Source organism: Paenibacillus sp. P4_A7, from assembly GCF_056402455.1.
Genome location: NZ_JBFUHJ010000077.1, coordinates 1 through 19,768, shown reverse-complemented (window position 1 = coordinate 19,768; position 19,768 = coordinate 1). Strand labels below are relative to the sequence as shown.

Here is a 19,768-nt window from a genome sequence, read left to right as displayed (position 1 = left end):
GTCCAAGGCAAGTTGCGTGCTTTTTCCTTCCACTTGGAATGAACCGTTCGGTCTCGTTCTCATCGAAGCACTGGCCTGCGGAACACCGGTACTCGGTTTCAGGAAAGGCGGTGTGCAGGAAGTGTTGAAGGGATTGCCTAAATTGCTATGCGATAATACGGAGGATATGGCTGCAAAAGTGTTGAACCGAACAGGCTTTCCATCCGCTAAAAAATGCCGAAGCTACGTAAAGAAACATTTTTCCGACAGAATAATGACCGACCACTTTCTAAAACTATACGACAAAATTATTAAAAAAAATGAATATAAAATCATTCCAAATTCGTTATGGAACGAGCAGAAGGCGATTACATCCGGAAAGGAATTGAAACCAATGGTTTCGATCATCGCATGTACCATGAGACCTGCTTACATGGACAATGTTTTTTCAAACTACGAACAGCAGGAATGGAATAATAAAGAGATGATTGTTATTTTAAACAAAGATGAGATGGATCTTTTGGAATGGAGAGAAAAAGCAAAGCAATTTCAGAACGTAAGGGTATATGAACTTCCAGAGAAATATACGTTGGGGAAATGTTTAAATTGGGCCATTGCTAGGGCAAAAGGCAATATCATCGCCAAATTTGATGATGATGATTATTATGCGTCCCACTACTTAAAAGAGTCGGTTTATGCACTGATGGATGGAAAGGCGCCTATCATTGGCAAAACTAGTTCATATATTTATTTTGAAGAGACGAAAGCGCTCATGGTGTATCGTGCCGGTCGGGAAAATATGTCTCCAAAGAGGGTCAAGGGAGGAACGCTACTATTTAATAAGTCCGTTTGGCTAAAAGTGAAATTTCCTGAAGACCGAATAGCTGGAAGTGATTCCCATTGGTTGTATGCTTGCAGGAAAGAAGGCTTTAAGATGTACTCAGTCTCTAAAGATCATTATGTTTGCGTAAGAAGAAAAGATACGGAAACGCATACCCAAAAAAAGAGCACAAGCAATTACATGTCAAACTGTGATCTAGCTGGGTACACCGATAATTTCATCCCATTTATCACCAAACGAATAAACATTTTGAATCAAATTGCCAATCCGTCGCTAGAAAGAATAAAAATCGAGTGAAAAGATAGAGTCTGAACATGCAGGATGTGGACAGAAGGAGGCAGATCATGATCTCAGTCATATGCTGTACGATGAGGAACGATTTTATGGAGAAAGTGTTTCAAAATTATGAGGGTCAAAAATATAAAAAAAAAGAACTGATTATTATTTTGAACAAGGATAACATTGATATAGACATATGGAAAAGAAGGGCAAAGCCCTCTAAAGATATATCCATCTATCAACTTCCGGAAAAAACGTCCTTAGGAGAATGCCTGAACATCGGAGTTGAATATTGCAAATATGATATTATCTCAAAGTTTGATGATGATGATTACTATTCATCCCGGTATCTTTCTCACCAATTAAAAATGATGAAGAAGATGTACGCTGATGTGGTGTGCAAAAGAACTGTATACATGTATTTTGAAAAAAATAAATATATCGCCCTACATCTTCCTAATATGGAAAAAAATATATTCATTGATAAAGCTGTGAAAATGAAGGGAGCTACACTGATGATTAAAAAGGAAGTATTTAGTGAAATCAATTTTCCACAGGTAAATCGCGGCGAGGATACCCAATTTCTAAGAAGATGCCTACAAAAGAATATTTCAATATATGTTACGGATGAAAGGGATTATGTATGTCTTCGGAGGGATGAAAGTCACCACACCTGGAACATAAATAATAATAAATTACTAGAAGAATCGGAGATTTTATGTATAACAGAAAATTACAAAACGATCGTAAAGGCTAATAAGTATGGGTAGACAAGCCAAATCCGCTCGTAGGAGGTCACCTAGAGCAATTCCCCACAGGCTGCCCCGCCCCCACTCAGCACCTTGGGGCAGCTTCCACACCCAGCAAGCGGTTAATGCTGAAAATTTATTAAAATCCCCATGTAAATACTACCTCTCAATGAACCGGACATACGTACATACCATATGTCTACCTCCATAATATAATATGGTATGCTCAGAAAGGTGGTTGCCATGGATGGTTTAATAGCGCCATTAGTAACAGTTGTTATTCCAGTATACAATAGGGAAGCTTATATTGCCCATGCTATCAACAGTGTGTTAATGCAATCATATAAGAATTGGAAATTGATCATCGTAGATGATGCTTCTACTGATAATACGGCTGAAATAATCTCGCCTTATTTGACGGATCCCCGCATCAACTATAAGTATTTGTCTAAGAACCAGGGGGTCGGTCATGCTTTAAACATAGCGCTTTCCTCCATAGATAGCCCTTATTTTATTGTTCTGGATTCAGATGATTGGTTAGATTCGAAGGCACTGGATATTTTGGTCAGTGAAATGCGTAAACAGCCAAAATCCACATCGTTAATCTATGGAAATATGGTGGTTTGGGAAGATACCGGAGAAAATTTGATTCAAATCGAGGTTAAGAAGTTTAGATCCTTTACCGACAAATACGATTTTATGTTTTATCCTTATATGCCATGTCCGCGTTTTTTTCGCACAGAAACTGTTCGAAAAGTAGGCGGAGTGCCATTGGATGTGCCGCATCAAGCGCGATTTGGAGAAGATCGTTGTCTACTTCTTAAGCTGATTGGAATAAGTAATTTCCACTGGATAGACAAGAACCTCTATCATGCAAGAAGACACAGAAACAACATTACCAGTGAGGAAAACCTAAAAAAATTCGCTGATGTAAGAAAATATATGGTCTACAAGCTGCTACAACAATGGGGAGATGAGTATAAGCCGGTATTTAAAGAATCATATGGTTGGATAAATGTGAAGGAGCTCATTAACAAGAATGGCAAGAGTCTTGTAAATCCTTATCTGCTTAGGGGAAACAAGAAAAAAAACGAGAAAGAACGTGGGAATAAAAAAAGGTAACCTAGTCCAAACCAGAATACGAACATATCTTATATGGAGTCAAAATAGTGAAGATACTCCTATTATGGAGGTGGTAATGTAATGATTTCAGTAATTACTTGCACAAACAGACCTGAAAATATAAACAATATTATTAATAATTATGGACGACAGATTTATAAAAAGAAGGAATTAATTATTATCTTAAACCGAGATGACATGGATCTAAATTACTGGAAACAAGAAGCGAAAAAATATTCCAAAGTATCTATATATCAATTACCACGTATAAGTGTAGGCAAATGCTATAATTTTGCTATTACAAAAGCCAAGTATGATTATATAGCCAAATTTGATGATGATGATTATTATGCACCCTACTACTTATCCGAAATTAGGAAAGCATTTAAAAAAACGAAAGCTCATTTAGTAGGAAAATCGAAATTTTACGCTTATATCGACAAATATAAGTCACTTGTTATCCGAGATGGTGGCGTACATGAAAATAAATTTGTAAATTTGGTAGCTGATCCAACCTTAGCGGTAAAAAAGAGTGTATTTAAGAAAGTTCAGTGGCCTGATATTACGGGTGGTGGTGACCGACTATTCCAGCTAAAGTGCTTTCAAAAAGGTTATAAAATCTATTCAACGAGTAAATACAATTTTGCCTATATTAGAAGAAGCTCTGAGAAACATACATGGGCTATAAGTGAAGAAGAGTTTTTAAAATGGTTCAAAATTATTTGTCATACAGATGATTACCATAAGATGATAACCAAAGAGTATGTTCATAATGGAGAGAAATAGTGTCAATTCTCGAATGAGAGGACGTAACAATAAAATATGCTAATTAAAAAAGGGGGAGAACTTATTGATTATTGTGACTGCGACTAACGATCAATATGCTAAACACTTAGGAGTCATGTTAACCTCCCTGCTAGTGAATACAAAAAATAGAGACCTCATTAAAATTTTTGTTATTGATGGGGATATATCGGCAACCAATAAAAGTAAGCTTAACAAGGTAGTAGGTAGGTTCATGAAAAAAATCACATTTCTTACACCAAATAAGGAAATATTCAGGACACTCCCAACGAATTCAACGATTGGCTACATCACTAAAGAAACTTATTTTAGAGTCGGACTCTCTAAATTACTGGATAAAAGTATTAAAAAAGTTTTGTTCCTTGACTGTGATCTCATTGTTAAAGAGGACATCTCCGAGTTGTGGAACACTAATATCAAAAAGCATGTTCTAGCCGCGGTCGACGAGTCCTGCCTCTTTTATTCACACAATAAAGAAAGATTAAAAAAAGAGCTTGGTTTGCCTAAAGACTCTCCTTATTTCAATGCAGGGGTTATGTTATTGAATATAAAGAAATGGAGAAAAACTAAGACCTCAAAACGTATTGCGAACTACTTACAGGCCCATCCCAAACTAAAATATATGGATCAGGATGCGTTGAATGCTGTTCTTCATAAAGAGTGGCTTCGTCTTGACTACAAGTGGAATTATACAACTTTTCATTGGGCTGCTTTGCCCCTTGTACAACCAGCGATTATTCATTTTTCTGGTCGGAAAAAACCATGGAACTCCACTATTCGCTATAAAGAGGAGTACTTCAAATATTTGAAATCCTCCATGTGGAACGCGAGTGAAGAGCTATGAAACCCAAAGTTTCCATCATTGTCCCCGTCTACAATACAAAGAAATATTTAAGTAAGTGTTTAGACTCACTGTTAATGCAATCATTAAAGGATATAGAAATCATAGTAGTAAATGATGGATCTCCTGATGACTCCCAGAAGGTAATCAATAAGTATCTTAAGAAACATCCGGGTAAAATCACTACACTAACTAAGGGTAATGAAGGGCCAGGTATTGCACGTAATTACGGAATAAAAATAGCAAGAGGGGATTATTTGGGTTTTGTAGATTCCGATGATTGGGCAGATCCGGAGATGTTTAAAAAATTATATAAAACGGCTGATAAAGGACATGATTTTATCATTTGCGACTACGTTAGAGTTCAGAAGGATGGAAGTAGGTGTGTATTTAAGGGCTTTACAGGTATTTCTTCTTTCGATCACCGCCAAGCGGTTATATATTCAACGGATACTGCGTTTTCCTGCAATAAGCTAATCAAAAAAAGTTTATTTAAAAATTTCCCCTATACAGGCGGTTGGTATGAGGACCTTGCCACCATTCCTTTATTGTTGACTAAAGCAAGTTCTCCTGCTTACGTAGAAGTACCTCTTTATTACTATATGAAGCGTTCTGGTTCAATCACTAATAGTAACGATATCAAAACATTAGGGGTTATGCGTGCATGGGAGAGATTGCTCACGCAAGCAAATCCACATCCACGATACCAAGAGGAGTTAGTTTTTGCTGTAGCCAAAAACATTTTAGTGTTTCTAAAATTTAAACGAGAATATGCAACTCAATTTATGGCGTTCGCTAAAGAGCATCAAGATACCATTGCAAGAAACATCTACTACCAGGAAGCTTTACGCCTAGGCAAAATTAAAGATTTATTCACCTCAACGAAGTGACCCTCCGGGCAGCAATGAGTTCATTCTCTTCGACTGTGCGATTGGCTTTTTCTATGAAATAACCTGAGTTCTGACTTTGCAAAATCCAACGATCTAAAGCAGTTGTGCTCAATTCATATTCCCGAACGATGCTTGCTCGTGTTTTCCCATTTGTATATAGCTGAACCATTTGCTGCTTAAACTCTGCAGTAAACGTACGTCTTTGTTTTGGCATAGTAGACTGGCTCCTTCTTTCATATCYCTATTCTACTAGCCCTTATTTTTTCTGTCTAATTTAGTGTAGCCGATCCAAATCAATACCGATTACTACTGGTCATAAACACCAACCGTCCATACGGAATCACCTGAGTAACAATCCTGCCATCAGGTGACCTGCCCCTACCTCTACCATGCCCATAGCAGCTTCTTCCCTTGCCCTGTATGCAGTTAAATACGAAAAAATATCACTCTTATTTATGATAAGGTTCACCTTATCACTCTAACAGCGAATTTGAAAAGGGCATCCATTGGGATGCCCTTTCCTGCATATAAGATATAATTTAATCGTAAACTGTTTAATTTGCTGATACGTAGCCAGTATCGCTTGTTGCAGCGTGTCCGCCATAACCTTGAGTCACAAAGTTCTTGTTCAATCCAATGACAACAACTCCCAATCGTTATTCGATCTATAATTGTAATTTACTTGTATACATAATCTGACCATAAGCCCCTACAAATATATACTTTCCGTATGCTTTAACGCCGTCTCGCATCGTACTATAACCAAAGTCTGAGTACTTCTTCGGGATAGGCACCTCTCTCCACTTCAAGCCATCCTTTGAAACATAATACGTATAATAATATTCCCCGTTTATATCTGTGATAGATTCATTAAAGGCGAAGAAATACCCGTCAAACGATGTAATAAATTGAAACGCATCGTTTTGATCTAAATTCACTGTGGCTTTCGTCCACTTCTTACCATCTGTTGACACCCACATTTTTGTCGCATCATACGGATAGACAGCAACGTAGCTTTTCCCATTCCAAGCCACATCCGCTACAATTGCATCTAGTTTCGCCAATTGCACCCAATTTGTCCCATCCGTTGTTTGCATAATTTTTGTATATTGTTTACCGCCATTATAAACTTGGAATGTAGCCAGTACTCTTTTTCCATCCCAAATCATCGACATGAGCCAATCGTCACTGACGCTTTTCACTTTTTTCCATGAAACCCCGTCCTTTGAAGTGAAAACGCCAGAGACTTGATCGGAGGCGACGAAAAATTTGCCTGTCCACAATATATTGCTCAGATCCGTATATCGTTCGTTGGAAGGCATGCTTGCTTTCTTCCAACTGGCTCCATCGGAAGATACATAAGCTCCGTTATGGCCGACTGCAACAAACTTGTTTGCACCCCATGCAACATCAAACAAAAATGGTCTTACTGAGCTTTTCCCATACGAAAAAGGATTAGAGCTCTTCCACTTCGTTCCATTGTCAGTGTAAATAATACTCCCATAAAGCCCTACCGCAACTGTCCTTTTCCCATTGGTGGCTATTCCACCGAACTCTCCGCCTCCGCTTGTATTTGTGCCGACTAATCCGAAACTCCATTGTACTCCGTCACTCGTATAGATCGAGTAAGTGCCGTCTGGATCCATTTCCCCACTATTGGAACCAATTCCGGAAAATCCGCCATTAACTGGATACATCGTATAAATCGCAGTATGAAAATTAGAGAGATTATGCTGCTTCCAATTCACCCCATCGTTAGACGTATAAGAGACTTGCTGGCTTGAACCATTTTGCTGATTAGACCCAACAGCAATGTAGGTTTTCCCGTCCGTAACAAGTGATTGCAAGATAACTTTATTTGGCGATTTATTTTGTTTACTCCAAGTTAGACCATCTTTCGAAGTATATATCCCCTTGCCTACCCCTAAGTAATGATCCTTGACCCAGATCATCTCGTTAATATCGGCTTTTGTGTCAAGAGGTTTACTTGTCCATTTCACTCCGTCTTTTGAGGTGTAAACCTTCTGTTCAACATCACTGTAAATAAAGTATGTATCGTGAATATATCGAATGGAATGCGAGCCATAAGTAACCCCAAACTTGTGGGTTTTAGTCCAATTTTCCCCGTCGCTGGAAGTAAACACATTCTCCCGTCCTACTGCTACAAATTTATTTCCACTCCAAACGAGATCATGAATCGCTTCGCCCGGTTTAAATTTTATTTTCTTCCACTTAAGAGCATCGGTGGAAACAAAAGCTTCTGAAGACATAACATTCGCTTGTCTTGCAGATTCTGCGTTGGCGCCAAACATAAGATATTTGGTTCCATTCCAAGCGATGGTTGTGAGCTGATAGTTTCCAAACTTCGATAGCGCCTTCCAATTCCGTCCGTCTGTTGACTTCATCACGGTTCCGTAGGGTCCAACGGCGACATATTCCTTATTTCCTTTCACTAAAGAGTATGGTGGGTTTGAGTTATAAGAAGAGTCGACAGTCCATCCTTCACCTAGAGAGTAAGGGGACTCCTTCAGCACAATAGAGTCCATGCTTTTTTGAGCGGATGCTGCATCCGCTTCAGGACTCGCCGTTAAAAAAGACCATACTATTATAAAACAACTAACCATCGCCAAAAGTTTTTTCCAATTCATAACTTCCTCCTAGACGTTCTCTCATGATGTTATTTGTGATTTAATCTAATAAAAAATGAACCTTGATTTTACAATTGAACAGAATGACTCGTTTTCTGCGCAAGAAATGCACTTAGTTCTACCCCATCTACTTTTAACATTTCTTCACTCCTTTTATGTTTATCAATAAGTATAGATAAACCTCTATCTTAAAAGAAATGAACTCGATAAACAACCAAATAACACCAAAAATTTCGTTCTATTTGTGGTAAGGTTCACCGTATCATTCTAACAGCGAAATTTGAAGGGCACCCTATAGCCAAGGGTACCCTAGTTTAAGGTCAATGCGGTAACCTCATACGGTTTTGGAGTTACAGGTTAGAGGCGAGGGAGTATCCAATTCCGAATTAATACAAGACGTTCAAGTAAGATTTCGTTATGAAATTAAATTAGCATCAGACCGAATGAAGCGATGGCCAAAGTAATCGGAATAGCATTGAGCAGATAAGCCCATCCGAATCTTTTTCTTGCATATAATATCCAAGAGACCGCAATGGCTATAAGTACGTAATAAAGATACCCTGAGAAAACCTCATACATCAGGATGGAGAACCGAGCATCATCGGTTGCCTAGGCTTTTTTTCATTTGGTTCTTTTTTCAGTCTAAGAATTTACACTCTAGGAAATTACTCTTTAGAAACTACTTCATCGTTTTAAGCACTCGCAGCGGCAAGGCCACGGATTCCGCTCTTGTTGCGTTGGGCATGAGGTTCAAAACGGTTGCCTTCACGTCCGCTGATAATCCCCTGCTTGCGAAGTGTTTCAACAGCATCTCTAGCCCACACTGGAATTTCCTTTTCATCTGCAAATCCTTCAGCAAATCCCGCTTCGCCATTCACGTTCAAACTCAGGCTCAGCGCCTTCGCAATCGTTGAGGCGATCTCCGTGCGTGTGATATACGCATCTGGCCGGAAGCTGCCGTCCTCATATCCCGCCATTAGACCCAATGCTACCGCTTGGGCTATTTCTTGTTCTGCCCACGCGCCGATTTTTGCCCGGTCTATAAACGATAAAGGTATGCTGCTTCCCTTACTATCAGGCATGAGTACGTGGATCAGCATCACGATAAATTCGGCCCGGGTTATTGCATTGTCCGGTCTGAAGGTATGATCGGGATAGCCGCTAATGAGCTGCTTGGCTAAAGATAATTACATACTTTGAAATGGCCTTTTTGGGAAATACTTAAAGACTCCTTGGTTACATTCCTTTTTACCAGTCTTGAACCACATTACGAAATGTTCACAGCTATTGAAAAATAGATTATACTCTTCTTTACGCTCTCTATGCTCTATAAGCCTATTCATTAAAATGGAGCAATTAGCATTCCTGGTTTGATCATATTTGTTGATTTAACCGGAAAAAATTCATTTTCTTCAAAATCAAGTTTATAAAACTGAAGAGTACCATCCAAGAAATCATCAAAGCTTGTCTCTTCAATTTCTTTTTTTGTAAACACCGTTGCTTCTTCCATTTTGAAGTCGAAAGCACTGGAAAAGATGACGCTCAGCATCCATCGAATGATCTGATGATGATGCTAAGCCTACTGAAGTCAGTCTTTGATTGGGAACAGAAGAAACACAATCTTTAGTAAGTGGAGTTAAGGAGGGTTTGCAATCCAAGTATCGGGCTGCGATGAGCCAGGCAATTTCACCGTGATATCAGCCAATGTTCCGATTGTCGATTCAGATACAATCGTAGTAATGGCGAGGACTGCACCCAGTTTCTTGGCTTTCTCTGCGATCGAAATCAACCTGCCTGTCTCTCCTGAACCAGACCCGATGATAATCATGTCATGCTTGTCCATATTAGGGGTAACGGTTTCACCTACTACATAAGCAGTGAGGCCCAACTGCATCAAGCGCACGGCAAAGGTTTTCGCCATCAATCCGGATCTGCCTGCACCAGCTACAAAAATCTTCTTGGACTTCAGTATCTGGTCGCGCCCAGTCTACTGTCTATGTCAATGATGTGAAGCTTATCAACTAGCAATGTTATCCTATTAAAAAGGGCCAATCTGCGCGGAAGCTCGGAGCTTTCACATAGATTGGCCCTTTTTTCTACGGATAGTGCGATTGACCTTTCTCGGGTCAGAGTTCAATCTTCACATAGGTTCTGTCATCGAATGAATGGTTACCTGATTGTAACCCTTTTGCTAGTTTGTATATCCGAAAACAAAGAGGATCAATGTCTAAAATGTGCTGTAGTTCAGCTTCTGATTCCGTTAAAGTCGGCTTTAACAGCGGATAACCGTCAGAAGCCAAGATGAGAATTCTGGCCTCTGTATGTACATCAATCATCTTAATTTGATTCCGGTCGAAATCAAATCCTGTCATTGCGATATATCCGTATTGCGTGTGCTTCTTGGCGTTTTGCATGTCATATTGTGCCTGGAGTAATGGACGAATCATTTCCGAAGCTGTATCCCGCTTAAGAAGCTCCTCTATGGTTTTTCCTTTCATCAACTCTGATTCTAATAGCATCGATCTGGCATTCGCGGTAATAGAATCCACAATCTTCTCATTAGCATACAGCTTGCCATCGATCATGCACTGACAATCCCCAATCATCCAGATTTTATGATTAAGATGACTATATAGTACCATTGAAGCCGAAGGAAGCGAGAATGGGTTCTCCATTATGGCATTGTACATATCAAGATCACGGTACGTTTGAATCAAATGTTTGTTGAGAATATCCATAATCTGATCAATTTCAGCCGCTGGGGGAAGAGAACGGATGCCTTCTTCTAATGCTGTGGAGATCACCTGTCCTGAAGTTTGAGAATGATATCTCTTCCCCGACACATCCGTAGCCCCATCAATAACACAAGCATAATGCTCTGTCAAACAATAACGGTCTTCACWGGTTGCGGGATCCCCTGTTTTCGATTTTATATTGGCTTCAATAATACGCAATCAAACAGCCTCCTTCTGTATTAAACATGAAGAATCATGCTATCGTATGCTACCAATATATTATGTGGCGTAAATACTTCTTCCAGATCCTCATGGAGCAAACCGCAATTATGAGAGAAATGGGTCACAATGATTTTCCCATTATCCCGCAGCATCCGTTTGGTACGGAATATGTCATTGATCTCGAGCACGGCTTCGATGTTCAGATGATTATCTCGGCCGGGCAAAGGACCTTTCGTACAATCAAGGATGGCCGCATCAAATGTCTTCTTCTTCAGCCACTCCCATGTCTCATCGGGGAACCATCCCGTGTCATTTCCGTACAGCAAAGCCTTTCCATCTTTCTCTATAAAGTACAAGAGACAAGTTTCCATCTTGTCGTGATCAGCCAGCAACGGGGTAACGCTTGTCGTAGCGTTTACCTGCACTGTTCGATAAGGCTGAACAAGATGCAGCGCAAACCGGTCACTTCTAGGATCAAGTACTTCCCGGCAGCTCTTCAGGATAAGATCGTGACCATAAATATGCAAAGGATGATCAATTCCGTGTGCACAGCCGTGAATGCGTTTCTCCAGATCCGTATGCTGCAAGTGATCCCAGTGTGAATGCGTGACGAATAAGTGCTCGATCGCTGCCATATCGATATCATCCCTCAACATGTGATAATAAGTATCCGGAGGGAAATCGACCTTGATCGTATCATCGATAATAGCCGAGCTCCGGGTCCTGATATTTTTTCCTCCAAGCTGCTTTGCTTTCTTACAAATCTCACAACGACAGAACAAGCCTGGCCAACCTTCTGCTGCTGCGGTACCAAGAAAATGAATTTTCATTGTATTAGCCTCCCTTATATTTTGCTCTTTCAAGGACATTTCCGACTCTTGCCATGAGCATAGATACGATCACAGTAAATATAACGATTGCATAGAAGCCTGCTCCGATCCCAATACCCACTCCCCCAACAAACAAAATCATGGCGGCCGATGTTAAGCCTTTGACTTGCAAGCCGTCCTTAAGAATGACACCTGCTCCTAAGAAACCAAGTCCAGCTACAATTTGAGCGGTTAAGCGCATCGGATTCATCATCGTTCGATTATTGAGGCCACTGAATTCCTCGACACTGTATATTGAAATCAAAGTAATGAGTGTGCTAGCAACGCAAACATACATATAGGTTTTTAACCCAGCCGGTTTTCTCTTGGATTCTCGATCCCAGCCAATTAGAAAACCGAGAATAGCGCTAATTTTAATTCTTATATACATTTCAGAATGGCTAACAATATATATTTCAAACCAGTAGTCAAACATTAAATGGTTCTAATCTCCTTCCTTAAGTTAAGAGGTCCGGATATTGTCTAAAGCATATCGAGCCGCACCAAACATTCCCGCTTGATTGCCTAATAATGCAGGAGCAATGGATAGATGCCGAGGAGTGTGCGTTTGGATACGGGCATTCAGTAGTCCCCACCATAGCTTATGTGTATCCATTACACCGCCTCCCAGTATAATCAATTCCGGATCAAACACATTTTGCATAGAAATAAGACCCACTAACAGATTGTCAATAAAATTCATAATCGTTTCTGTAGCTCGTGGCTCCTGTTGCTCAAACCGCACCATTAATTCACGGCTGTCCCAGGACTCGTCTACTCTTTGCGCTAATTTTCCCAAGGCCGTACCCGATATATATTGCTCCAAGCAACCAGCTTGTCCGCAATTACACGTGATCCCATTAGGATATAGAATCATGTGGCCTACTTCACCTACACCGCCTTGCGATCCAGTAATAAGGTGATCTTCATGTACGAGCGCTCCGCCGATCCCCGTACCTAAGGTCACTAACATATAATGCTTCTTGCCTCTTCCTGCGCCGAGCCAACCTTCCCCCAGAGCCGCAGTGTTTACATCATTGTCTACAAACACCGGAAATGGGAATTGGGCCTCCATTCTCGATTTCAGCTGTGTACCCATCCATCCTGGCAAATTATTAGTCGCATATACGACCGTACCGCTAGCTCTGTCGACTCGGCCTGCCGTCCCAATTCCAAGTGCCTTTAGAGGCTCCGGATAAGTATCCTGCAGTAGCTGTGTAATCTTTATCATACAAGCTAGAATACCTTCTCTTCCCTGCTGAATGGGAGTATCTTCTTCCATCAGCAGCTTGATTTCCCCCTGAGAGCTGAAGACACCCGCCTTAATCTTCGTACCGCCGACATCCATGCCTATAACGTCCAATTTGTATGCCCTCCCAAACGATTACCCTTTAATCCCTGTTAGTGAAATACCCTCAATAAATTGTTTCTGGGCTACAAAGAATAAAACCACAATGGGGATCGTAAACATAGCCGAAGCCGCCATGAGCTTCTCCCATTCTACGTAGTTGGATTGCATAAACGAATACAACCCTAGTGAAATCGTATATTTCTCTACATTGTTCAAGTAAAGTAAGGGACCTAGGAAGTCAGACCAGGTTTGCAAGAACACTAGCACCCCGACTGTTGCTAGTACAGGCCTACATAGTGGAAGAATAATTTGAAAATAGATTCGTATCTCTGAAGCGCCATCGATTCTCGCAGCCTGCACAAGCGCGTTCGGAAGGCTTAAGAAAAATTGTCTGAACAAAAAGATATAGTAGCCCACCCCAACGCTTAAAAATGCTGGCAAGATGAGCGGCACGTAAGTCCCAATCATACCCAGCTTGTTCCAAACAATATAGATTGGAAGCATCGTCACCTGATAAGGGAGTAGCAAGGTTGCCATGACGATAATGAACAAAATATTTCTGCCCCTCCATTGTATGTGTGAGCACGCATACGCAGTGAGCGGCGCTGAGATCAAAGTACCCACAACGACCGCAACAGATATGAACAGGGAGTTACCTGTTAATTGAAAGAAGTTTATCGTGTCGAATACTTTCAAATAATTAGACCATTCGAGTACTCGCGGAAAAAAAACGGGCGGATAGGCGAATAAATCACTTTGCGTCTTTAGAGAAGTGGCAAGCATCCAATAGATTGGCATGAGGAAAACCACACTTAACCCAAAGAGAAAAATATAGGGAACGATATGACTTTTTTGTGTTTTCATCGCTTATTCCCCCCCATAAGTCACCCATTTTTTCGAAGTTTTGAATACCAGAACCGTTACCAACGCCGTGACAATAAAGAGCACCCACGCCATGGCACTGGCATGACCCATACTGAATTCCATAAATGCTTCTCGATACAAAAGAATAGCGAAAAATAATAATGAATTTTCCGGACCTGACATAGATTGATCCCATGCTCCGGTTGCCGAGAGCGATGCAAGCATAAACGCCTGATCGAAGTATTGGAAATAAACAATAATCGCCATAATTAATTGGAACAAGATAATAGGCGAGATACTAGGCAATGTAACATTTAAGTATTTTCTAATCGGTCCTGCTCCATCAATCTCTGCAGCCTCGTATAGACTTCGCGATACTCCTTGCAAGGATGATAAGAAGATGATCATGACATTGCCGCAGCCCCAAGCCGCCATTAATAATAAGGAAGGCTTTGTCCAGGTTGCATCAAGTAACCAGTTGGGTCCATTAACACCGAATAAGCCAAGGAAAGAATTAACTAAGCCGCTTCTCGGATTTAATACCCACATCCAAACCAATGAGGTAGCTATAACCGGAACAATGGATGGTATATAGAAGAAGGTTCGAAAGATTGCCTGCCCTTTTACTTTCATATTAAGAAGCTGCGCCGTGAGCAGACCAAAAAACAGACTCACCACCGTGGCGAATATTACCATATAGAAGGTGTTTATAATGCTGATTCCGACATATTTTTCAGTAAGCATCCATTTGTAATTATCCAATCCAACATAGGTCATCGGCTTAAAGAGATTAAAATCATTAAAGCTGTATACTAACGAAGCAGTAATCGGATATAACGTGAAAAAGAGAAACCCAAATAGAAACGGTAATGAAAATAGGAGTCCAGTTAAATTGGCTTTTGTTTGCATATTATCATCTGCCTTCCCACCTATAATCAGCAAACGTGATCCCCACCCTAAGGGTAGGGATCACGTCAACTTTGTATTACTTTAAGGCACTTATTGTTCTGTCTTGCATTTTCTTAGCAGCTTCATCTGGCTTTGATTTTAGATTAGCAAGCGCCTCTACTTCTTCTTTAATAATTTTATTGAGAATCTCGTCCAATTGCGGGATATTAGGCAACGTCTTTGCATTCTGATTCTGCGAGTACTCCATAAATTTCTTCTCATTTACTTTATCCGCGAATAATGGATCTTTCCATGCCGACATTTTGGCAGGAATATTACTCATCGTCGCCATCACTTTAGCCAACTCCGGAGCCGAGTACATATATTTCATGAATTCCCAAGCGCCGTCGACATTTTTCGCTGTCTTCGTAATGTAGAAGGTTGAGCTTTTGATTTCAACACTACCTGCAGTTTCCGGTTGACCTTCAAGATAAGGAAGCGGCGCAACACCGTAATCAATATCCAGATTATTGCTCTCGATAAATGCCGTTAGCGGTGAGCTTTCGATCCGGAAGGCTTGCTCTCCTCTTAAGAACGGATCTGTTGGATCAAGCCACTTGCCTGAGGCTTGAATTTCTTTAACATTCTTCTCGCCAAACTTCTCCGTATATGCATAGATCACATTGAGCGCTTCTATTGATGCTTTGCTTTCAAACAGCGGCTCCTTGCCGTCTTCCGTCAGATGCGTACCCCCAAATGCGTAAGTGAGATGGCGGTAAGGAACAACCGGATACATCGGAAAGCCCAGCACTTTAATTGAACCATTATCGTTGAGCTTAGTCATCTTAATGGACATCTCCAATAACTCTTTACTTGTTTTTGGAGGCTCTGTATACCCTGCTTCAGCTAGCAATTTTTTGTTGTAATATAGGGCATCATTCGTAACGTTTAAAGGTAATGCGTGAACCTTACCCTTATACGTAACGGTTCCTAATGCTGCTGGCACGAAGTCAGACATGTCATATTTATCTCTCGCAATCAGGTCATCTAAGGGAGTCGAAATACCGCTCTCTGCATACGCCGAGACATTACGTGAGAATGAATCCGTCAGATCGGGTCCATTGCCGCTAGAGATCGCGACCTTGATCTTCTGTTCATCCGGTACCGATAAGCCTTCAACGATATATTTATCTTGACTGCTGTTGAATCTGCTTATAACCTCTTCGATGGCTGCCCCTTCTCTACCTCCCCATAAATACCAAACGGACACTTTAGACTTCTCACCTGTGCTTACTGAGCCCGATGGTGTTGCTGACTCTTTGATATCGGTGCCTTTCGAATTATTACTTCCACAACCAGCGAGCAATGAAACAGATGCGATGATAATTGCTAGCATGATAACCAATGACTTCTTTCTCATAATAATCACCAATCCCTTTTTTTTGTTCTTTTACAAAGAAATCTTACGATTACTCGCATAGCTGAACCAAGCCGTACATAATATTAGTCGCGCTCCAGCCTGTGTAGACGGAGAACATGCCGCCCTCATCTATCAGATTATTCTGATTGGCTGTGCCGTCCCATTGACGAGTGTAGGCATTGTATGAACCACGCCACGCTCCATCCCATAATGGAGATTCACCGTGGCATTGAATACTCACTAGAAAGTCCGCAAGATTACGTGCAGCTTGCTCATATTTTGAATTCTGGGTAGCCTTCCCTGCTTCAATCAGCGCCATTAAGGCATACCCTTGTGTATAGACTAAATCACAAAGCTGCTCATTATTTTGCAAGGAAGCATCTTTAGTGTCCACATCATTGTTCAGAATACCGCCATCAGTATGCTGCAGAGAAAGCGTATACTCTCCGAGCTTTTCTATAGCCGCTGCATAGCGAGGATCCGGTAAAACCTGAAAAGCTACACTAAAGCTGTAAAGTGATTTCACTGTTTCTGACGATAACGGTCTCCAATCCTCAGTCAAATCCAACTCATAAGAAGTTTTCATTCTTCCGTTATCCATTTGGATGCTTAGCAGATAGTCATATGCTTTAATCGCAGCCGCCTTATACTTCTCTCCACCTACTGCTTGATATAAGAGAAGAAAGCCTGCTGCAAGCCAGAGTACAAAATCGGGTCCCTTTACTAAAGCCCATGTCTTACTATCATTACTAGCGAAATATCCCTCTGGTCTTTGTATTCCGATCCAGTAATCCGCAAGTCGCTTGGCACTTTCCAACAACCGTTCATCTTTGCTTATTGCGTAAGTGTGCAGTAAGCCAATCATGATTCTCCCATTGTCATTCTGATAAACCTTACCGCCCTTATCAGGGCCTGTTCGGATATGGCCATCGTTCAGATAGAAAGGGAAGGTTCCTTCCCACGGAGATAACGGATCATTGTCTTGTACACGAAGTATCCATTCCTTGATCTTACCAGCCAATTGCGAATGTGCTCCCGAACCAGTCAACTTCTCATACAGGGTAAGCACTCTCAGCATTTCTGTGTTGCAATCCGGTCTTACCCAGTTGACTTTAGTATGTTCATCGATTCTAATTCGTTCATACATACCATGATAACCCTCGTCAAAAGTCAGCATCTGCTTCTCGATCCATCCTAAGCAACTATCCATGCTTCTTATGTATGCTTCCTTCATCCTGCAGAACCTCCATTAAATTCTTAGTGTATTTGTCAATACAGCTTGTCTGCCACCGCATTTGCCGTTTTTTTAATTGATTCGGCCGTGCTTTCTTTCGATTGGGAAATAACAATATTCGATAAAATATCAAGCGCGTGAATTTGAGCAATTTTGGTGGAGAGTGCGCCCCCTTGTAAAGGTGATTCTTTGGATGGCACCAACAAAATGGAATCTGAATATTTGGTAATGGGTGATTTGGCATTACTTGTTAAGCAGATAACTGTTGCTCCATTGCGCTTCGCATTTTTGATCGGATCAACTAAATCTCTTGTGCTCCCCGAGGTCGAGATGCCGAACACGACATCATCTTTTCCTAATAAAGCAGCGGACATGGCAATAATATGAGCATCCCATTGCGCATTAACTGACAGACCAATTCTCATAAACCGGTAATAAGCATCCATCGCCGTAATACCAGAGGAACCGACACCGTAGAAGTGAATCTTCTTCCCTGAGAGTAAAATATTCGCGGCAGTTTGCAGAGCCTCGGCATGAATCAATTCCTTAGTATTCGTAATAACTTGTGAGTTATAAGCCGTAATTTTATTAATAATGGATTGCGTATCATCGCTTTCTTCGAACTCTCCCACGACACTTCTAGGAGCATTAAACACCGTGAGAGCTATGGACAATTTGAATTCATGATACCCGCTGAAGCCAAGTTTTCTGCAGAAACGCATGACCGATGTCTCGCCGACTCCTGCCTTCTCAGACAACTCCGTAATGGAATAATGCACGGCTGATTCTGAATCCTCCAGCACTGCATCCGCAACTTTCTTCTCAGCCTTGGTCATAGATGAGTAGATGCTAGATATAGTAAGTAAGGTATTAGAAGCATTCGATCTCACTTCACTTTTCTTCATATCTTATCCCCTTAGTCATCAAATATTTTCCAAGGTTTCATGGCGCACTGCCGCTACAAACCGTTTCGCAATCTCCTGAGGTCGGGTAATCGCCGTTCCAATAACCGTTCCGAATGCGCCTGCGCGGAAGCATCTGATACAATCCTCTATCGTCCATATTCTTCCTTCCGCTAACACAGGCTTACTGTTCAATCTGGACAAACGCTCTACCAGTTCAAAATCCGGTGTGGATTGCTGAGGGCTATAGGGTGTGTAACCTGACATCGTCGTAGAAATGATGTCAGCATCTAGTTGGATGGCCCTTACCCCTTCTTCATATATAGAGACGTCAGCTACTATCAGGATGTGCGGAAAGCTTATCCGAATATCGGCGATCAACTCCGCTAAAGACCTTCCATCCGGCCTGGGTCGCCCTGTCGCATCAATAGCAACCATCTCAGCTCCTGCCTCTACGATTGCGGAAACTTCTTTCATTGTAGGGGTAATATAGACATCTGAATTCGGATATTGCACCTTGTATAAACCGATTAGTGGAAGTGATACTGTCATCTTAATAGCGGCAATATCTATCGGTGAATTGGTACGTATGGCAACCGCTCCGCCTTCTTCGGCAGCTCTGGCCATTGTAGCCATATAATTGGCACCGAACAAAGGCTCGTTCTCAAGGGCCTGGCAGGAAACAATGCAGCCGTTTTTTAAACTTTGAATGATGTCATTCATAATTCACTCACCTCTCCAATCAGGGCACATTATTTCTGTAATCATACAATAACACAGCCAACAAAATAAAGAAATTTTTTTTATTTTAAATTAATAAAAAGGAATATTCTTTTATTTAACCTACGACTAGCAGCTATATACAAAAAGACACCCTATTAGGGCAATGTCATTAAGTTAAGCTCAAAGACAAGACCGGGGATAAAAATGGAATACAAAACGGCATGGGAAAATCCCTGTGCCGTTTGTTTTTTGTTGCAAGCAAAGAAAAAAACGAACAGCAAACAAAGCGGATGGAATATCCACTTAAAAAAATGTTCATGTGAACTGAACTATGCTACTCTGTAAACGAAGCTAACTGTTGATTTCGAACGGATTTTGCGCGTATTCTTCTGGCGCGTATTCTTCTG

The 19,768-nt window shown here is 41.1% G+C and carries 21 protein-coding genes and 2 pseudogenes; 6 read left to right on the top strand and 17 right to left on the bottom strand.

Features of this window, described 5'->3' with window-relative positions:
- The 6 genes from AC1DWN_RS12930 to AC1DWN_RS12905 form a co-directional block, all read left to right on the top strand.
- Positions 1-1,117: glycosyltransferase family 2 protein (locus tag AC1DWN_RS12930; protein ID WP_477559306.1), on the top strand; the 1,117-nt coding region annotated here is incomplete at its 5' end.
- A gap of 17 nt (positions 1,118-1,134) precedes the next feature.
- The gene (locus AC1DWN_RS12925) at positions 1,135-1,869 is read left to right on the top strand and encodes a glycosyltransferase family 2 protein (protein ID WP_477559305.1); all 735 of its coding nucleotides are present in this window, start codon (positions 1,135-1,137) and stop codon (positions 1,867-1,869) included.
- A gap of 222 nt (positions 1,870-2,091) precedes the next feature.
- Positions 2,092-2,970 carry a glycosyltransferase family 2 protein gene (locus AC1DWN_RS12920; RefSeq protein ID WP_477559304.1) on the top strand — a complete coding sequence of 293 codons (879 nt, stop codon included), beginning with the start codon at positions 2,092-2,094 and terminating at the stop codon, positions 2,968-2,970.
- Between the two features lie 81 nt (positions 2,971-3,051).
- Complete coding sequence (locus tag AC1DWN_RS12915) at positions 3,052-3,756, top strand: glycosyltransferase (RefSeq protein ID WP_477559303.1); 705 nt, start codon at positions 3,052-3,054, stop codon at positions 3,754-3,756.
- A gap of 73 nt (positions 3,757-3,829) precedes the next feature.
- Complete coding sequence (locus AC1DWN_RS12910; protein ID WP_477559308.1) at positions 3,830-4,618, top strand: glycosyltransferase family 8 protein; 789 nt, start codon at positions 3,830-3,832, stop codon at positions 4,616-4,618.
- Positions 4,615-5,505 carry a glycosyltransferase family 2 protein gene (locus AC1DWN_RS12905; RefSeq protein WP_477559302.1) on the top strand — a complete coding sequence of 297 codons (891 nt, stop codon included), beginning with the start codon at positions 4,615-4,617 and terminating at the stop codon, positions 5,503-5,505. The genes AC1DWN_RS12910 and AC1DWN_RS12905 overlap by 4 nt, the downstream gene beginning before the upstream one ends.
- Here the strand turns inward: AC1DWN_RS12905 and AC1DWN_RS12900 are convergent.
- From AC1DWN_RS12900 to AC1DWN_RS12820, 17 genes and pseudogenes are all read right to left on the bottom strand, one after another.
- Positions 5,489-5,719: a transposase gene (locus AC1DWN_RS12900; RefSeq protein ID WP_477559301.1), complete on the bottom strand. Its 231-nt coding sequence runs from the start codon at positions 5,717-5,719 to the stop codon at positions 5,489-5,491. The genes AC1DWN_RS12905 and AC1DWN_RS12900 overlap by 17 nt on opposite strands.
- A gap of 451 nt (positions 5,720-6,170) precedes the next feature.
- Positions 6,171-8,153 carry a hypothetical protein gene (locus AC1DWN_RS12895; protein WP_477559300.1) on the bottom strand — a complete coding sequence of 661 codons (1,983 nt, stop codon included), beginning with the start codon at positions 8,151-8,153 and terminating at the stop codon, positions 6,171-6,173.
- Positions 8,154-8,845: 692 nt separating this feature from the next.
- A complete protein-coding gene (locus AC1DWN_RS12890; protein ID WP_477559307.1) occupies positions 8,846-9,253 on the bottom strand; it encodes an S-layer homology domain-containing protein in 408 nt (135 codons plus the stop codon).
- A 12-nt stretch (positions 9,254-9,265) separates the two neighbouring features.
- Positions 9,266-9,322, bottom strand: a pseudogene (locus AC1DWN_RS12885) (S-layer homology domain-containing protein); the annotation flags it as partial.
- 18 nt (positions 9,323-9,340) lie between these two features.
- Positions 9,341-9,496 (bottom strand): lecithin retinol acyltransferase family protein, encoded by a 156-nt coding sequence (locus AC1DWN_RS12880; protein ID WP_477559299.1) that lies wholly within the window; start codon positions 9,494-9,496, stop codon positions 9,341-9,343.
- Positions 9,496-9,648 carry a hypothetical protein gene (locus AC1DWN_RS12875; protein ID WP_477559298.1) on the bottom strand — a complete coding sequence of 51 codons (153 nt, stop codon included), beginning with the start codon at positions 9,646-9,648 and terminating at the stop codon, positions 9,496-9,498. The genes AC1DWN_RS12880 and AC1DWN_RS12875 overlap by 1 nt, the downstream gene beginning before the upstream one ends.
- Positions 9,649-9,825: 177 nt before the next feature.
- A pseudogene (locus tag AC1DWN_RS12870) lies at positions 9,826-10,131 on the bottom strand (SIS domain-containing protein); the annotation flags it as partial.
- Positions 10,132-10,279: 148 nt separating this feature from the next.
- Positions 10,280-11,107, bottom strand: a complete 828-nt coding sequence (locus AC1DWN_RS12865; RefSeq protein WP_477559297.1) for a hypothetical protein — start codon at positions 11,105-11,107, stop codon at positions 10,280-10,282.
- A gap of 20 nt (positions 11,108-11,127) precedes the next feature.
- A complete protein-coding gene (locus AC1DWN_RS12860) occupies positions 11,128-11,940 on the bottom strand; it encodes an MBL fold metallo-hydrolase (RefSeq protein WP_477559296.1) in 813 nt (270 codons plus the stop codon).
- A 4-nt stretch (positions 11,941-11,944) separates the two neighbouring features.
- Positions 11,945-12,415 (bottom strand): MgtC/SapB family protein, encoded by a 471-nt coding sequence (locus tag AC1DWN_RS12855; protein ID WP_477559295.1) that lies wholly within the window; start codon positions 12,413-12,415, stop codon positions 11,945-11,947.
- Positions 12,416-12,442: 27 nt separating this feature from the next.
- Positions 12,443-13,342, bottom strand: coding sequence for an ROK family protein (locus AC1DWN_RS12850; protein WP_477559294.1), 900 nt, complete (start codon positions 13,340-13,342; stop codon positions 12,443-12,445).
- A gap of 21 nt (positions 13,343-13,363) precedes the next feature.
- A complete protein-coding gene (locus tag AC1DWN_RS12845; RefSeq protein WP_477559293.1) occupies positions 13,364-14,194 on the bottom strand; it encodes a carbohydrate ABC transporter permease in 831 nt (276 codons plus the stop codon).
- A 3-nt stretch (positions 14,195-14,197) separates the two neighbouring features.
- Positions 14,198-15,136: a carbohydrate ABC transporter permease gene (locus tag AC1DWN_RS12840; RefSeq protein ID WP_477559292.1), complete on the bottom strand. Its 939-nt coding sequence runs from the start codon at positions 15,134-15,136 to the stop codon at positions 14,198-14,200.
- Between the two features lie 43 nt (positions 15,137-15,179).
- Positions 15,180-16,502, bottom strand: a complete 1,323-nt coding sequence (locus AC1DWN_RS12835; protein WP_477559291.1) for an ABC transporter substrate-binding protein — start codon at positions 16,500-16,502, stop codon at positions 15,180-15,182.
- A 49-nt stretch (positions 16,503-16,551) separates the two neighbouring features.
- Positions 16,552-17,736 (bottom strand): prenyltransferase/squalene oxidase repeat-containing protein, encoded by a 1,185-nt coding sequence (locus AC1DWN_RS12830; protein WP_477559290.1) that lies wholly within the window; start codon positions 17,734-17,736, stop codon positions 16,552-16,554.
- A gap of 35 nt (positions 17,737-17,771) precedes the next feature.
- Positions 17,772-18,641: a MurR/RpiR family transcriptional regulator gene (locus tag AC1DWN_RS12825; protein ID WP_477559289.1), complete on the bottom strand. Its 870-nt coding sequence runs from the start codon at positions 18,639-18,641 to the stop codon at positions 17,772-17,774.
- An 18-nt stretch (positions 18,642-18,659) separates the two neighbouring features.
- A complete protein-coding gene (locus AC1DWN_RS12820; RefSeq protein ID WP_477559288.1) occupies positions 18,660-19,361 on the bottom strand; it encodes an N-acetylmannosamine-6-phosphate 2-epimerase in 702 nt (233 codons plus the stop codon).
- Positions 19,362-19,768 lie beyond the last annotated feature (407 nt).

What these genes read in the sequence shown, in the direction of transcription:
- AC1DWN_RS12895 (WP_477559300.1), bottom strand. Translation starts at nt 8,153, where the DNA reads ATGAATTGGAAAAAACTTTTGGCGATGGTTAGTTGTTTTATAATAGTA.
- AC1DWN_RS12915 (WP_477559303.1), top strand. Translation starts at nt 3,052, where the DNA reads ATGATTTCAGTAATTACTTGCACAAACAGACCTGAAAATATAAACAAT.
- AC1DWN_RS12890 (WP_477559307.1), bottom strand. Translation starts at nt 9,253, where the DNA reads ATGCTGATCCACGTACTCATGCCTGATAGTAAGGGAAGCAGCATACCT.
- AC1DWN_RS12880 (WP_477559299.1), bottom strand. Translation starts at nt 9,496, where the DNA reads ATGAATAGGCTTATAGAGCATAGAGAGCGTAAAGAAGAGTATAATCTA.
- AC1DWN_RS12830 (WP_477559290.1), bottom strand. Translation starts at nt 17,736, where the DNA reads ATGAAGGAAGCATACATAAGAAGCATGGATAGTTGCTTAGGATGGATC.
- AC1DWN_RS12835 (WP_477559291.1), bottom strand. Translation starts at nt 16,502, where the DNA reads ATGAGAAAGAAGTCATTGGTTATCATGCTAGCAATTATCATCGCATCT.
- AC1DWN_RS12920 (WP_477559304.1), top strand. Translation starts at nt 2,092, where the DNA reads ATGGATGGTTTAATAGCGCCATTAGTAACAGTTGTTATTCCAGTATAC.
- AC1DWN_RS12905 (WP_477559302.1), top strand. Translation starts at nt 4,615, where the DNA reads ATGAAACCCAAAGTTTCCATCATTGTCCCCGTCTACAATACAAAGAAA.
- AC1DWN_RS12900 (WP_477559301.1), bottom strand. Translation starts at nt 5,719, where the DNA reads ATGCCAAAACAAAGACGTACGTTTACTGCAGAGTTTAAGCAGCAAATG.
- AC1DWN_RS12825 (WP_477559289.1), bottom strand. Translation starts at nt 18,641, where the DNA reads ATGAAGAAAAGTGAAGTGAGATCGAATGCTTCTAATACCTTACTTACT.
- AC1DWN_RS12925 (WP_477559305.1), top strand. Translation starts at nt 1,135, where the DNA reads ATGCAGGATGTGGACAGAAGGAGGCAGATCATGATCTCAGTCATATGC.
- AC1DWN_RS12860 (WP_477559296.1), bottom strand. Translation starts at nt 11,940, where the DNA reads ATGAAAATTCATTTTCTTGGTACCGCAGCAGCAGAAGGTTGGCCAGGC.
- AC1DWN_RS12845 (WP_477559293.1), bottom strand. Translation starts at nt 14,194, where the DNA reads ATGAAAACACAAAAAAGTCATATCGTTCCCTATATTTTTCTCTTTGGG.
- AC1DWN_RS12820 (WP_477559288.1), bottom strand. Translation starts at nt 19,361, where the DNA reads ATGAATGACATCATTCAAAGTTTAAAAAACGGCTGCATTGTTTCCTGC.
- AC1DWN_RS12855 (WP_477559295.1), bottom strand. Translation starts at nt 12,415, where the DNA reads ATGTTTGACTACTGGTTTGAAATATATATTGTTAGCCATTCTGAAATG.